Here is a 14,430-nt window from a genome sequence, read left to right on the forward strand (position 1 = left end):
GCATCAATTTCACTAAAATTCAACGACTATTTCCCCATCTTTGAACTATGGAAAGTCAATCAGCTAATCAATTCATCAAACTAGCAAGAAAACGTAAGGGACTAACGCAGCAGGAACTCGCCGATCAAGCGGGGGTATCGCTAAGAACAGTGCAACGCATAGAAAAAGGCACGGAAGAAATTAGTGGATTTAGTCTCAAACAGATCAGTCAAATTTTGGAAATACCATTAGAACAACTCATTATGCCAAATGTAAATCAAATCAGTATCGACAACAATCAAACAGGCAGTATTAAAGCGCTATATTTAGCATCGCTCACCTTTTTGGTCAATCCATTATTAGGGCTATTGGTCCCAGCAATTATGGGTTATACGAAACAAAACAAAGACGCCTTATACAGTAAGCACCTAAAAAAATAATTACAATACATGCTGTTGGACTATTTTTTCTAGGAAGTTTCATCGGCTATATTATTATTGCAGATTTTTTTAAAATTGCACTACCGTCTTTTTTAAGCGATATCTTCAATAGTGCCTATTTTTTACTCATCCCAGTATGCTATTACATATTGATTCTAACGTTTACTATTTTTAATTATATCGCAATAAGAAAAGCCAAGCTCAGTTCTGCAAGCTAAACCAATACAAATGAACATGTTGCGATCGACATCACAGCGGTTTCTTTTGAACAATCAATACCCAATCATTCTCCAACAAAAGATAGCCTGTTTCGTAAATAAAGCTATAGGTCTGCCCCTTGTTATTGGAAAAAGTATGTGTATGAAACTTAAAATCAAATCCCAACCGCTTTAACTTTTCCCGTTGGATCTTCACCATGCCCTCCCCGTTCAACGTATCTAACAATATCCGGCGGTTTTTTCGCAGGATATTATTCACGTTACGCACCAAATTGGTTTGGTCGCTATTCAATTTATTATTATAGGCATTCCGACAAGCATCATCACAAAATCGCTTGTCAGAACGGCCACGTATACTCTTGCCACATTCAAGGCAAGCTCTCTCAACAGAACTCATAGAAAATTACTAAACGACAACAAACGGTTACAATCGACTACAGTCGAATACAAATGGTAAACAGACGAATAAGATGTTTATCCCTTCTCATCTTTGCTCTAGATCATTCGGTGTCAAAAGCCAATGAACATCAACTAAAATAAGAATTATTAAAAACATTTAAAAATTAGACACATGAGTACATTACGTAACAAAGTACAGTTAGTGGGTCATCTTGGAAATGATCCGATCATCAAAACAACTTCCACAGGTACAAATTATTCCATATTACGTCTCGCCACTAATGATCTATTTAAGAACAAAGCCGGAGAATGGGTCGAGGAAGTCCAGTGGCATACACTCGTGGTATGGGGCAATCAAAATACGACCATAGAAAAGAAATGCCAACGCGGAACGAAGCTCATGGTTGAAGGTAAACTTACCTATCGTAACTATGAGAATGCAGAAGGATTAAAACAATATGTCACTGAAATTAAAGTGGATAGTTTCATGATTTTATCAGACCCTAACAGTGCTAAGGAAGAACCTGCTAACCTTGATGGTGAAAATGAAGATGATCTACCCTTCTGATAAAAGAAAAAAGGTAGGACGAGATGTTAGTCCTACCTTAAACTACATGTCCATTGTTTATACACCTGTTTTATACGGTAAACCACCTTAGCGTCTAGAGACTTACTTTTATCAGATACGCTCATATTTACCGTATAACTTCCAAAAATATCCTTTTTCAGTCAATACAAAATCAACTTTCTTCCAAGCATTTAGAACCAGATTAATTTCCTTATCCGCTAAACTATATTTCCCAATAAAAAATTCCTGAGTGGAGAAGTATAAACCAAAAGCGTTGTCCAGGGTATGCAAACTTTCGAGATCGACCTCTTCGAAAAACAAAATTACATGCGAGCCCACTACGAAATCGCTCGGCGCGGGAATAGCATCCGAAAATTCGATAGCTATAAATCTATTGCGACTTTGCAAAGGAAATTCAATGATCGGAAGTTCGTTGAATTTTGAGAAATGAGCGCTCGCTTCAAGAACAACTTCCCTTTCCAAAAAAGGGATTTGCAAAAACCTCTTATTCCCGATCACCGGTACATTAGCTTGAAAATAATCATTGAAATTGAGAATTTCATTGACAGAAAGATTCCTTTCAATGAGGTGCTGCACAGGAATGCCAAAATAATTTGCAATTTTTAGAACTATTTCAATTTTCGGCTCTGCACGCATTTCTTCGTAAGAAGAAATATTCCCTCTAGTAAGATTAAAAACATCCCCGAAAGCCTGTTGGCTCATTCCTTTCACTTTTCTTAATTTCTTAATGTTGTTTCCTACGTGACTCATTTTAAAAAAAAATTGAATTATTTTTGCAAAATATTTTTGCATTTTATTATCTTTATGCAAAGAATATGTGCAATATATAAAAAACTTGATTATGTACTTCTCAAAAATTGAAAATTATATCGCCAATATTGGTTATACCATTACTCATAAGGATAAAAAAGAGGGGGTTTTTGTCATCGAAAATGAAGATGATGGAATTCGTAACCTCATCGTAGGCGTTGCACAACCCATCGTTATTTTTGAGCAATACCTTTTTACCATAAGCAATGAGAACATCGATATGTTCAAATCATTATTGATAAAAAATAGAGATATTATCCACGGCGGTTTTGCATTGACGGAAGACGGCACCAAAGTTATATTTCGATATACGTTACAAATACATAATCTCGACCAGAATGAGTTTGATGCTGCCATCAATTCGCTGAGTCTTTTAATGAGTGAATATTATAATCAGTTAATAAGTTTTTCAAAATTATAGAATAATGAATATTTTTAAGAGAATTTTCAGAATCGGTCAAGCAGAGATTCACGCAGTCGTGGATAAAATGGAAGACCCTATCAAGATGACGGAACAAGGTATCCGTGAGATGAAAGAAGACCTAGAGCAATCGTTGGAAGCTTACGCAAAAGTAAAAGCGTTAGCTATACGTACGCAAAATAATTGTGAGAAGAAAAAAGAAGAGGCTAATGAATTTGAAAACAAAGCTATTCTATTACTGCAAAAAGCACAAAAGGGAGAGCTGACAACAGAAAAGGCAGAAGGTTTGGCAAAAGAGGCATTACTTCTGAAAAAACAGTTACTAATCGAAGCTGGAGAGTTAGAAAAGCAAGCAGTGATTCATCAAAGTTCAGCAGACGAGCTCCACAAAAATGTAGATATTCTAAAATTCAACATATCGAAGTGGGAAAGTGAACTTTCAACTTTAAAAGCACGTGTCAAAGTTTCCAATGCAGCCAAAATGGTCAACAAACAGCTCGCTAATATCGATTCTAACAGTACAATTTCCATGTTGGAGCGCATGAAAGAAAAGGTCGAAGAAGATGAAGCCTTGGCCAAAGCACATGGTGAAATCGCAACGAGCAACAAAAGCAAGATAGATGAGATCAATGAGAACCTCGGTGGTTCTAACTCCGTCAACAATGAATTGGAAGAGTTAAAACGAAAATTAAATGGCGATGCGGAGATTTGAGTATAAAACAGTCAAAATCGAGCCCAAAGGTTTCTGGGGAACCAAATTGGATCCAGACAAAATCGACGAGATCCTGAATGATCTAGGTAATCAGGGCTGGGAATTAGTTGCGATGCAAGACTTGGAGGTCAATGGTCACTCTTGGTCGTTTCATTACACGTTCAAACGAGAAAGAATTTAAAAGAAAAATACGATGACAGAATTAATCAATATCTTATTTAATCCATTATCTAATGGAATTATGACAGTACTAACAGGCCTGTCTGTAGTGTATTGGTTATTTATGTTTCTGATGGGTGACGGAGTGAATTTATTTGATGCAGATGCAGATGTGGATTTACACCCTACCCCCGACGTCAGCGACGTAGATGGTTCACATGATATTGATGCCGACGGGTCCGATCACCCACACCAGCATACAAACTCCTATACACATTCCGAACCGGGCTTTTTTGCGAAAGCCATGGATTATATCAACGTTGGTAAAGTACCGATTATGCTTATTGTAACCATGTTTAAGTTCATTGGCTGGGTGATCACCATTGTATCCTCATTATTTATTGATGTCGCTTCCTGGGGGATAAAATCTGTATTGATCCTAATTCCTGTTTTCATCGTTACGTTTTTCTTTATGCATTTTCTGACCAAACCTTTAGCAAGAATGTTCAAGAATATTGGCTACAATGGCGAAGAAAGCCATGATTTCCTTGGTCGCATGGGCAAAATGCGCGCAAGCATTGAAGGTAAAAAAATTGGTTCTGCTGAATTTATCATCCAGCAGGATCCAATTCGTCTCAATGTCGTGAGCCATAATGGCGAAAAGATTGGTTATGGGGATGATATCATTATCGTGGACGAATCCAAGGACAAGAAATATTATTATGTCACTAAGGAAATCACCATAGACAATATTTAAAATTGATGCGCAAAACAGAATCGCCTTGTCAACCATAAGCTTGCGCAAGCAAAATCTAAATACTAAAATCTAAATAAATACTAATCATATGCTATATCAACCTCTTTTATTTTTAAGCGGCTTAAACGGAATTATATTGCTGATTGTCGGTTTAGCTGTCTTTTTAATCTTTGCTTTTTTTGTTGTACTAAGTGCCTTCTATAAAAAAATTCCGCAAGGAAAGGCGATTGTCAGGACAGGTGTCGGCGGCACGAAAGTTGCCTTCAACAAGGGTATGTACGTGGTCCCTGTTTTCCACAAGATGGAGATCATGGACATCTCCATCAAAAAAATTGAGATTGCCCGTATGCAAGGCGAAGGACTAATCTGTAAAGACAATATCCGTGCTGATATTAAGGTGGCCTTTTTTGTCCGTGTCAACAAAAATGTGGACGATGTGATCAATGTTGCCCAGAATCTGGGTTGTGACCGTGCCAGCGAACCAGAAACTTTAAAAAGCATTTTTGAATCCAAATTTTCTGAAGCACTCAAGACTGTAGGTAAGAAATTTGATTTCATCGAATTGTATGAAGCCCGTCGTGAGTTTCGCGATGAAATCCTCGACATCATTGGCACAGACCTGAACGGTTATATCCTTGATGACTGTGCAATTGACTATCTGGAGCAGACAGATATCGAACATTTAAATCCCAGCAATATCCTGGATAGTGAAGGTATCAAGAAGATTACCGAGCTGACTGCAAAACAAAATATCAACGCCAACTTTATCCGTCGAGATGAAGAGAAACTGATCAAAAAGCAGAACGTTGAAGCGCGCGAAGCGATTTTAGAATTGGATCGTCAGCTTGCTGAAAAAGAAGAAAAGCAAAAGCGTGAAATTGATAATATCAAAGCCCGTGAAGAAGCGGAGATCGCAAAAGTACGTGAAGAAGAGCGCCTAAAATATGAAAGCGTCCGCATTTCGACCGAAGAGCAATTGGCCGTCCAAGAAGAAAATAAGCTGCGTCAGATTATCATTGCCGAGAAAAACAAACAACGTACAGATGCTGTGGAAGCCGAACGCGTAGAGAAAGACCGCGCATTGGAACAGACCGAACGGGAGCGTATTGTTACCTTGGCCCAGATTGACAAAGAGCGTTCGATTGAGACCGAAAAGAAAAGCATCCAAGGAGTCATCAAAGAGCGTGTCCAATTGGAAAAAGGCGTTATCGAAGAGCAACAAGGTGTTAGAGATATTGAAGTATTCCGTGAAGTAGAGCGTAAGAAACAAGCAGGTGTTATCGCGGCATCACAAGAAGCGGAAGAGAAATTAATTTCTACAGTCAAAGCCGCTGAAGCAGCAAAAATTGCGGCAGAACAAGAAGCTGAGAAAAAAGTGATCGACGCTGAAGCTGCACGTAAGATCGCAGAAAAACGTGCACAGGAATTATTGATTGATGCAGAAGCGAAAAAAGAAGCATCACTCAAAGAGGCCGAAAGCCGTAAGATTATCGCAGAAGCACAAGCGAAAGAAGAAGCCGCATTAGGTTTGTCAGAAGCCGAAGTAATGGTTGCAAAAGCGGAAGCCGAAGAAAAACAAGGTACAGTAGAAGCCACCGTCATTGAGAAGAAAGCGGAAGCGATGCGCAAAGAAGGTTTAGCACAGGCAGAAGTTGTACGCGAAAAAGCACTTGCCGAAGCGAAAGGTATCGAAGAGAAAGCCGAGGCCATGAAAAAACTGGACGGTGTAGGTAAAGACCACGAAGAGTTCAAATTACAGTTACAGAAAGAACGTGACATCGAACTTGCACAGATCAACATCCAAAAAGATATTGCACAAGCACAGGCAGGTGTATTGTCCGAAGCGCTTAAAACAGCGAAGATTGACATCGTCGGCGGTGAAACCATGTTCTTCGAAAACATTGTACGTCAGGTGTCAAATTCAAAAGGTTTTGACCATCTGATCGACAATTCGAAACATGCGACTGATATCAAGAATTCACTATTGGGCCCAGACGGAAAAGGTGACCTTGCTGAAAAAGTACGCGGACTCGCAGATAAATATGGGATCTCATCCAATGATATCAAGAACTTAACAGTTTCTGCGGCGTTGATCAAATTGCAACAGGCAGCCACAGATGCCGAAAGCGGTGAAGATGAAGGTTTTATCAACTCCTTATTTGGACTAGCAAAAAACTTAGGCATTTCCAATAAGAAGCTGTCTTAACACATGTTAAGCCAACACATACTGCGTGTAAGATAAGCGAAAACTTCTCTTACGCGCACTACATTGATTTTTTCACAGCAATACAGTAGAAACTGTCCATTTTATGCCAGAAGAAAACGTAATTAATCAGAACGATAGCCTTGACCAAGGTGCATATGAGATTATCCGAAAGCGACTTCTTACACAAAAAGAAGAACTAGCGACCAAGCTCCAGCAGCTGAATGAGGCCCGTAAAGAAGTGTTCAATTCAACGAGCTTTGTCCTCAAAGCCAATCAACGGATCACCACAGAAAACAACTGTGTTGCCCGCGGTATTCTGGCCTTGGATAATCAATGTATTTTTGGGTATAACGTGCATTTTGGACTGCGTACCGAGATCAAGCTGGAAGATGTTTTCAGTGTTTATGCATTTGAGAATAATCAATTTATTCCGCAGTCCCTCGACCTGATCAACGATCAAAATTTCATCTCAGATTATCAAAATCTATACAAATACTATAGGGACTCCATATTTTCCAAATTTCGTAGGACGGAGAACTATTTGTATATGATCTTTCAGACCAGCAAAAATCCCGCTGACCTTAAAGCATTCAAATGGCTAATCAAAGATGGTAAGCTCCAGTATCAGGATGACCGCAGCATCCACGAAGTCAAATTGCCCAACCAATTTGAATTTGACTGGACAAAAACCACGCTTGAAGACCGTCGGCTCGGTAAGCATCCCCATATATCCATTATGGATAAGATCTTTATCGAAGCAATCAATGGCGACATCACCTTCAAGATCGAAAACAACACAGACAGCGGCAAAGGGATCTATTCCGAAAAAGTGGTCAATGCAGACCAACAACTGGATGATGCCGATTATTACTATGCTGATCTTGGCAATCTTATCGCAGTTCGTATCAAGCCTTATCAGGAAGATTTTAGGGCCTTTGTCTATAACCAACGGACAAAGGAAGTCGTCAACCTCAAATCACTGAATGAATCAGCCATATTATTACCGGACAATCAAGGGATTGTTTTTTCCAATGGATACTATTTACAAAATGGCACACACAAGGTTTTTGACGCCCAATTTGAACAGGTATCGTTCCTCCGTAGGATAGCCTCCCCCAATGGTGAAGATTTTCTGTATATATTCTGTCAGGAGGAAACCAATACCTATATCCTACTGTCATATAACATCATCCAACAGCATGTCGAGACCCCGATTATCTGCAACGGATTTACCCTGTTCAAAGATGGTAGTTTAATTTATTTCCGTACCGAGGCGGAGGCCACCAGACATCATCAGGTGCAGATCTGGGAAACACCTTACATGACCGTGCTCAAAGAGAACGAACAGAAAAAAGATGACCCGATCTATAAGGTCGGAAATAAGCAGATCGTACAGGCGATGGCCGAGGCACAGGAAGTCATACAGCTCATCAACAAAGAGGACAGCTACGAAGGTTTATACGAAGATATCCTCAAAAAGTCCACTGTTTTATTGGATTCCTATTTTTGGATAAAGGATGACGCTTTATCAAATCTTGGCCAGCCATTAACACAGATCAAGGAAGTCGCCAATACCGCTATTGATGAGTTTGTCAAAGTACAGGCGCAACGCAAACATGCCGCAGAATTAAATATAGCAGCAGAAAAGAAGATGGAAGAACTCACCTTCTCCATCAATAGTACCGTTGTGGACAAACTCGATCAGCTCGTTCATCAATTGGCCGACTCCCGTCGCCTTCAGGGTGAAATCATCGACCTTAAAAATGTAAAATATATTGATACGGTCAGGATAGATAGTCTGTTGGAAAAATTGCAGAGCATCACCTCCGAACTGGCCGAAAAAACCATTGCTTTTCTCCTACGTGACGAGGCCCTGCTTCCTTACGAACAAAAGGTGGAACAGCAGAAGAAAAATGTGGAGGCCATAGTGAAGGTCTACGATGCCAAAGCGATTGAAGAAGCAAATTCGGCCATTTCAAGTGAACTGGAACTATTGATTGATATCCTCAATAGTCTAAAAATTGACGACTCCACGCAGACAACCAAAATCATTGAGAAGATTTCGGTTATTTTCTCCTCCTTAAATGAAGTCCGCGCACAGCTTACGCGAAAACTCAATTCATTAAAAAGTACGGAAGCAATAGCCGAATTTTCTGCACAGCTGACCCTGTTGGAGCAATCCGTGACCAACTACCTCGAACTGTCAACGACAACCGAAAAGGTAGACGAGTATTACACAAAAGTCATCGTTCAGCTGGAGGAGCTCGAAAGTAAGTTTTCTGAATTCGAAGATTTTGCCCTCAAGATCGCGGACAAACGTGATGAGGTGATCAAGGCTTTTAATTCACGCAGAGAACAAATCGTTGAACAGATCAACAAGCGTACGTCATCGCTCGAACAGATCGGTCTGCGTGTATTAAAGAACATTGAGAACAAATCCAAGACATTTGCAACACGGGAAGAGATCCTCAGCTTTTTTGCCTCGGACCTCATGATCGACAAGATCAGACAGTTGGTACAGGAGCTAAAAACACTACAGGATGTCTCAAAAGCAGAAAATCTTGAAAACCTATTAAAGAAATCACAGGAAGACGCTTTACGGGTTTTGCGCGATAAAAATGACCTCTTTGTGGACGGCCAAAATATCATCGCGCTGGGCAAGCATAAGTTTGCGGTCAACAACCAATCCCTTAGCCTTACCTTGCTACGCAGAAATGACGAACTGTATTTCCACCTGACTGGGACAAGTTTCTATCAAAAGGTGCAGGCCGAGGAAATCAACAGTTTTCAGGACATCTGGGATCAGGAACTTGTCTCTGAAAATAAGGAAGTCTATCGTGCAGAATACCTTGCATACAAAGCTTTCGTTGCGTCGAAAGGACAACAAAATTTTGATGCGCCGTTGTTTATTACACAGACCGTGGAGCAAAGTTATTCGGAAGGTTATGTCAAAGGAGTTCACAATGTGGATGCACTGTTGATTTATGACACTATCAAACAGCTGGATACCAAATTGGATCTGCTTCGCTACGATCCCCTATTGCGTACGATGGCTCAGCTATTTTGGCAATCCCTTTCAGATGATCAACGGACAAAGCAGCGGGCACTGATACATTCTACCTACACGATATTAAAAACGTTTCCAACTTCAAATCGTTACCAGTCTGTCATTGATGAACTGACCAAGTTATTCAATGCATGGGAGACACATTTGGATCGCTCCAGCATTCATGGTCCTGAGCTGGCTACTTACCTTTTTCAGACGTTTACGAGCTACAATACCTTTGTCGTCAGTGAACAGTCCGATGAACTGAAAAAGGCTTTTGTTCGATTGCTGGAATCCAAGAAAAGTTACAAGCTTTTTGAAGCGGATATTCAGAACGAACAATTTAGCTTGGTAGATCGCTTTTACCTGACCCTAAACTGGCTCAACTCCTTCGTTGATGAGCATCCGGAATGTCTTACACTACGCAAATATAGTGAAGAAGCAGCGATCATGTTGCTATATCCGACCCATGAATATCACCTGATCATCGCAAAGGACCAGGCGCATATCAGCGGATTAAAAGGCAATCATGCGATCCTGAACAATGGAGAAGAACATATCCAATATCATGAATTTTTAGCACGTCTCGCGCAATTCAGTGCGTATAATGTACCTCGTTTTGTGGCTTTCTCCACATTGAAAGAGCAGCTTGCGAAGTCCTATGCCAAAGAACTAAAGATCGGTGAGTTTGAGCCTAAAGTACTGACTTCCTTTGTACGTAATAAGCTGATCAACGAAGTTTACTTTCCATTGATCGGAAATAACCTAGCGAAACAGCTGGGAGCTGCAGGTGACAACAAGCGTACGGCCCGTATGGGCATGCTTCTGTTGATCTCGCCTCCGGGTTACGGTAAGACCACCTTAATGGAATATCTTGCCAAAACTATGGGTTTGCATTTTGTCAAAATCAATGGCCCAACCATTGGTCATTCGATTACATCCATTGACCCGATTGAAGCGAAAACATCCGGAGAACGGGAAGAGCTCAAAAAGATCAATCTTGCATTTGAGATGGCTGACAATGTCATGCTGTATTTGGACGATATCCAGCACTTAAATCCGGAGTTTTTACAGAAATTTATCTCTCTGGCCGATGGTCAACGTAAGATTGATGGTATTTTTGAGGGTGAGAGCAAGACCTATGACCTCCGTGGCAAGCGCTTTTGCATTGTGATGGCCGGAAACCCGTATACCGAGAGCGGCTCTAAGTTTCAGATTCCCGACATGCTTGCCAATCGGGCCGACGTGTACAACCTCGGCGATGTGATCGGTGATACCGAAGCATTATTCAACCTCAGTTTGATTGAAAATGCGGCGATTGAAAACAGTTACCTCGAGAAGATTGCAAGCAAGTCGTTTAATGACTTCTATGCCCTGGTCAACTATGCACAGTCTGTTATAGATCAATTGCCCAATTTAGAGGGAAACTATCTGAAACAGGATATTGATGACTTTATCGCTGTGCTACGGCATGTGCTAAAAATCAGAAATGTCGTGATCAAAGTGAATCAGAATTATATTCAGAGTGCAGCGATGCAGGATAATTACCGTACCGAACCGCCATTTAAAATGCAGGGATCGTATCGGAATATGAGCAAACTGGTTGCACAGGTGGTCCCTATGATGAATGAGCAAGAAATTGATCAGGTTCTCCTCGCACACTATGAGAGCGAATCGCAGACACTAACTGCGGACACTGAAAGTAACCTTTTAAAACTAAAAGAGCTTGCCGGACTACTGAACCCTGTCGAGCAGGAACGTTGGGAAGCCATCAAAGAAATCTTTCGCAAAAACAATAAACATGGAGGACTGGCCAAAGACGATAAAGTCTTCGGTCAGCTACTGGACTTCAATGAAAATCTGGAAGGTATCATTCAGGCAATCCGGGAGTATAAGAATTAAAATTTTCTACTGCTATCCCAGCTGACTTTTCTAGTCTGTTCAGCTGGGATAGCAGTGTTTTTGATACGATTACTATCAACTTTTTTAAGTTTTAGCTAATTTAGGCTGATTAATGATGATCTTTGATAGTATCAAATGATAGTATCATAATAATGAAACCACCGCATACTATTACAAATGAAACTTTAAAATTAATCACTCGCCTCAGGATATTTAGTATGATACTTTGTTTCCATAACTGTTTTAATTTCTATTATACCTTTTCCTCAGGATCAAATAATAAGACCATCTTCTGCTCGAACGCGATCTTAGCGATTTCAAATAAACGTTCAAGTTCTGTGAGGTAAGAAACGTAGTGTTCCATTCCGACTATTTCTCCATCATGAGCTTCCAAATAATCACTTCCAAAACTTAGATAAACATCTGTATTTTTACTTAGCTGCCCTCTTAGTTGCGGCAGCACTCTTGCAGCCATTTCTTCGAGTTCTTTGCATGATCTATTCAGACTCGGAATATCGAATGATAGAGCCCAGATGACCATACGGTAGATTTGTTTTAAGCATGACAAAAAAAGAGTAAAAACCAAATCTGAAACAACATCTCCTTCACAAAGCAGGGCCTTACATTTCTTAAAAAAATGTTCTGTTATCTCAACCTGATTATTGAATTTAGACGAAAAATTATTTTGAAATTTTTTTAGAGAATCCGCTTCCGGTTCCTCCAAACGATATGGGCTTCCCGAAAACACCAAAAATTTAGATCGACAGTGCGCAACATTGTAAAAGTATCCATCTTTCATTTCTGCTTCCCATTCATCTCCCGAATGAATATTAAACACAACAGTACGCTGTTTCATACACACAAGCTCAAGAATACCTTTTACGATCGGTTCGTTCCGATCTAAATCATATGCCCAGCCATCAAGTATCAAAATAATCTCTACATAGGGCTTAACTTGGTATTTTTCAATAGCAGGGTGTGGTATCAAGAAAATCCGATTTGGCTCCAATACAGCAACTATTAAATCCAATAATGGTTTTAACGTTGAATACTCGCGATCAAGTTGGAGCAATCCGCCTATCTCACGCATCCAACGTTCAAATTCACCACTTTGCTCTCCGGGATGGAGATAGATATGATTTGTGGTGATTCTCTGATTTTGGCTTTTATTAACAGACCCGTGATAAATAGTCCCTACACTTCCATGTATGTCATCCATAATTTTAAAAATTTATATTGGTTTATAATTTTCTCTCCTTCGTAATATCACTAAGCAGGCTTGTGCCATGAAGCAAGATGCTAACTATTATTTTATATTTCAAAACAAAAATAAGGATAATCTATACAATTGTAAAATTTTTAAATAAAATTCCGCAAGAACAATAAACACGGTGGACTGGCTAAAGATGATAAAGTATTCGGTCAGTTACTGGACTTCAATGAAAATTTGGAAGGTATTATTCAGGCAATTCGGGAGTATAAGAACTAAAACCACATACCCGATCACTCTCCATTGACTTGAATAGAGTCAATGAGAGAATTTGAACAGCAGAATATCATAAGGTAATTGACCTGTAAATTGTTAGCATGTTTTAAAACTAGTATCTTTGTAAGAATTTAACTCGCTGTAATTTTTTAATAAGTAGATCACGCTAGTTGAATAGCAGATTTATGCAAAGGATCTTTGGATAAATATTTAGCAGAAGAACGAACTTAAAGGATTTAATCATGGAAGCAATACTTTTACATCCGCAAAACAAAGAGCAACTTGAAGCAATCAAGGCAATTGCCAAAGCATTGAAAATGAAATTTGAGACTACCACTGTAGAAGGCAGTACCTATAATCCAGATTTTGTAAAAAAGATACAAAATGGCCGAGCTGATGTTAAGAACGGCAAAGGGACTAAAATCGGCATTGATGATCTATGGAAATAATTTATACTCCGCAAGCGGTAGAAGATTTAAAATTCTGGAAAAAATCAGGTAACAAAATAATCCAGAAGAAGATTCAAACTCTTATTCTTTCTATATTAGAAACACCATTTGAGGGTATAGGCAGACCAGAAGCGTTGAAATATGAATTATCCGGCTCGTGGTCACGAAGAATTGATCAGGAGCACAGACTTATCTATGAAGTATACGGAGAAAATGGAGAAACAATACTCGAAATACAGTCTCTTAAAGGCCATTATCTGTAGATAATAAACTCAGCGAAAATACTGGATGGAAGCAAAACTTATTAAAACTGAAGAAGATTATGCACAGGCTTTAGACCGCCTTGAAGTAATATTTGATGCTAAAATAGGTTCAAAAGAAGGAGATTAATTGGAAGTTTTGGGGCTTCTCATCGATAAATATGAGACCGAACATTTTCCTATTAATCTCCCTGATCCTGTTGAGGCCATCAAATTCAGAATGGAGCAGCTAAATTTTTACGCAGAATGATCTTGCTGATGTTCTTGGTCAAAAAAGCCGTGCAAGTGAAATATTAAATCGAAAGCGGAAACTCTCTCTTGAGATCATTAGAAAACTTCACGAAAAACTCAATATCCCTACAGATGTACTTATACAAGCATATTAGTAATTAATACTAGACTATAAGCTTTTCAATCTTTTGAGCTGATTTTTTGTTCTCTTCTCCGCTAAAGCTCTCTTCAAGATATTCTATTGTCTTTCTCCAGCTCGTTTAACATATTTGGAGTATATAGATATTACAACTACTTTTCGTAGATCTTTCGAGCTGAAAAGTGGAATAAAGTCTTTTTGTCAAACGGATTGAATCTGCATTTCCG

At 39.4% G+C, this 14,430-nt stretch carries 14 protein-coding genes; 11 read left to right on the forward strand and 3 right to left on the reverse strand.

Features of this window, described 5'->3' with window-relative positions:
• Window positions 1-47: 47 nt before the first annotated feature.
• Window positions 48-419: a helix-turn-helix domain-containing protein gene (locus tag QE382_RS22535; protein WP_307187847.1), complete on the forward strand. Its 372-nt coding sequence runs from the start codon at window positions 48-50 to the stop codon at window positions 417-419.
• Window positions 420-668: 249 nt separating this feature from the next.
• Here QE382_RS22535 and QE382_RS22540 read toward each other — a convergent pair whose 3' ends face one another.
• Window positions 669-1,034 (reverse strand): DUF2116 family Zn-ribbon domain-containing protein, encoded by a 366-nt coding sequence (locus QE382_RS22540; protein ID WP_307187848.1) that lies wholly within the window; start codon window positions 1,032-1,034, stop codon window positions 669-671.
• Window positions 1,035-1,208: 174 nt separating this feature from the next.
• On the opposite strand from QE382_RS22540, the gene QE382_RS22545 reads away from it, so the two are divergent.
• The gene (locus QE382_RS22545) at window positions 1,209-1,604 is read left to right on the forward strand and encodes a single-stranded DNA-binding protein (protein WP_307187849.1); all 396 of its coding nucleotides are present in this window, start codon (window positions 1,209-1,211) and stop codon (window positions 1,602-1,604) included.
• Window positions 1,605-1,715: 111 nt separating this feature from the next.
• Here QE382_RS22545 and QE382_RS22550 read toward each other — a convergent pair whose 3' ends face one another.
• A complete protein-coding gene (locus QE382_RS22550) occupies window positions 1,716-2,375 on the reverse strand; it encodes a helix-turn-helix domain-containing protein (RefSeq protein WP_307187850.1) in 660 nt (219 codons plus the stop codon).
• Between the two features lie 91 nt (window positions 2,376-2,466).
• On the opposite strand from QE382_RS22550, the gene QE382_RS22555 reads away from it, so the two are divergent.
• From QE382_RS22555 to QE382_RS22580, 6 genes are all read left to right on the forward strand, one after another.
• On the forward strand, window positions 2,467-2,856 hold the full coding sequence (locus QE382_RS22555; RefSeq protein WP_209577641.1) for a YbjN domain-containing protein: 390 nt from the start codon (window positions 2,467-2,469) through the stop codon (window positions 2,854-2,856).
• Window positions 2,857-2,860: 4 nt separating this feature from the next.
• Entirely contained in the window at window positions 2,861-3,568 is a 708-nt protein-coding gene (locus QE382_RS22560; RefSeq protein ID WP_307187851.1) for a PspA/IM30 family protein, read from the forward strand.
• On the forward strand, window positions 3,555-3,749 hold the full coding sequence (locus QE382_RS22565) for a DUF4177 domain-containing protein (protein ID WP_293882039.1): 195 nt from the start codon (window positions 3,555-3,557) through the stop codon (window positions 3,747-3,749). The genes QE382_RS22560 and QE382_RS22565 overlap by 14 nt, the downstream gene beginning before the upstream one ends.
• A gap of 12 nt (window positions 3,750-3,761) precedes the next feature.
• Entirely contained in the window at window positions 3,762-4,484 is a 723-nt protein-coding gene (locus QE382_RS22570) for an OB-fold-containig protein (RefSeq protein ID WP_307187852.1), read from the forward strand.
• A gap of 88 nt (window positions 4,485-4,572) precedes the next feature.
• Window positions 4,573-6,690: a flotillin family protein gene (locus tag QE382_RS22575; RefSeq protein WP_307187853.1), complete on the forward strand. Its 2,118-nt coding sequence runs from the start codon at window positions 4,573-4,575 to the stop codon at window positions 6,688-6,690.
• Between the two features lie 103 nt (window positions 6,691-6,793).
• Complete coding sequence (locus QE382_RS22580; protein WP_307187854.1) at window positions 6,794-11,638, forward strand: DNA repair ATPase; 4,845 nt, start codon at window positions 6,794-6,796, stop codon at window positions 11,636-11,638.
• A 253-nt stretch (window positions 11,639-11,891) separates the two neighbouring features.
• On the opposite strand, the gene QE382_RS22585 is transcribed toward QE382_RS22580, so the two are convergent.
• Window positions 11,892-12,857, reverse strand: a complete 966-nt coding sequence (locus QE382_RS22585) for a hypothetical protein (protein WP_307187855.1) — start codon at window positions 12,855-12,857, stop codon at window positions 11,892-11,894.
• Window positions 12,858-13,366: 509 nt separating this feature from the next.
• On the opposite strand from QE382_RS22585, the gene QE382_RS22590 reads away from it, so the two are divergent.
• The 3 genes from QE382_RS22590 to QE382_RS22600 all read left to right on the forward strand — a co-directional run bounded on the left by QE382_RS22590 (window position 13,367) and on the right by QE382_RS22600 (window position 14,219).
• A complete protein-coding gene (locus tag QE382_RS22590) occupies window positions 13,367-13,573 on the forward strand; it encodes a DUF2683 family protein (protein WP_108636245.1) in 207 nt (68 codons plus the stop codon).
• Window positions 13,564-13,836: a Txe/YoeB family addiction module toxin gene (locus QE382_RS22595; protein ID WP_307187856.1), complete on the forward strand. Its 273-nt coding sequence runs from the start codon at window positions 13,564-13,566 to the stop codon at window positions 13,834-13,836. Before QE382_RS22590 ends, QE382_RS22595 begins: the two co-directional genes overlap by 10 nt.
• 287 nt (window positions 13,837-14,123) lie before the next feature.
• On the forward strand, window positions 14,124-14,219 hold the full coding sequence (locus QE382_RS22600; RefSeq protein ID WP_307188054.1) for a hypothetical protein: 96 nt from the start codon (window positions 14,124-14,126) through the stop codon (window positions 14,217-14,219).
• The last annotated feature ends 211 nt before the right edge of the window (window positions 14,220-14,430 follow it).

It is taken from the genome of Sphingobacterium zeae, assembly GCF_030818895.1.
GTDB classification, from domain to species: domain Bacteria; phylum Bacteroidota; class Bacteroidia; order Sphingobacteriales; family Sphingobacteriaceae; genus Sphingobacterium; species Sphingobacterium zeae.

What these genes read in the sequence shown, in the direction of transcription:
- QE382_RS22585 (WP_307187855.1), bottom strand. Translation starts at nt 12,857, where the DNA reads ATGGATGACATACATGGAAGTGTAGGGACTATTTATCACGGGTCTGTT.
- QE382_RS22575 (WP_307187853.1), top strand. Translation starts at nt 4,573, where the DNA reads ATGCTATATCAACCTCTTTTATTTTTAAGCGGCTTAAACGGAATTATA.
- QE382_RS22560 (WP_307187851.1), top strand. Translation starts at nt 2,861, where the DNA reads ATGAATATTTTTAAGAGAATTTTCAGAATCGGTCAAGCAGAGATTCAC.
- QE382_RS22595 (WP_307187856.1), top strand. Translation starts at nt 13,564, where the DNA reads ATGGAAATAATTTATACTCCGCAAGCGGTAGAAGATTTAAAATTCTGG.
- QE382_RS22565 (WP_293882039.1), top strand. Translation starts at nt 3,555, where the DNA reads ATGCGGAGATTTGAGTATAAAACAGTCAAAATCGAGCCCAAAGGTTTC.
- QE382_RS22580 (WP_307187854.1), top strand. Translation starts at nt 6,794, where the DNA reads ATGCCAGAAGAAAACGTAATTAATCAGAACGATAGCCTTGACCAAGGT.
- QE382_RS22590 (WP_108636245.1), top strand. Translation starts at nt 13,367, where the DNA reads ATGGAAGCAATACTTTTACATCCGCAAAACAAAGAGCAACTTGAAGCA.
- QE382_RS22550 (WP_307187850.1), bottom strand. Translation starts at nt 2,375, where the DNA reads ATGAGTCACGTAGGAAACAACATTAAGAAATTAAGAAAAGTGAAAGGA.
- QE382_RS22540 (WP_307187848.1), bottom strand. Translation starts at nt 1,034, where the DNA reads ATGAGTTCTGTTGAGAGAGCTTGCCTTGAATGTGGCAAGAGTATACGT.
- QE382_RS22570 (WP_307187852.1), top strand. Translation starts at nt 3,762, where the DNA reads ATGACAGAATTAATCAATATCTTATTTAATCCATTATCTAATGGAATT.
- QE382_RS22555 (WP_209577641.1), top strand. Translation starts at nt 2,467, where the DNA reads ATGTACTTCTCAAAAATTGAAAATTATATCGCCAATATTGGTTATACC.
- QE382_RS22535 (WP_307187847.1), top strand. Translation starts at nt 48, where the DNA reads ATGGAAAGTCAATCAGCTAATCAATTCATCAAACTAGCAAGAAAACGT.
- QE382_RS22545 (WP_307187849.1), top strand. Translation starts at nt 1,209, where the DNA reads ATGAGTACATTACGTAACAAAGTACAGTTAGTGGGTCATCTTGGAAAT.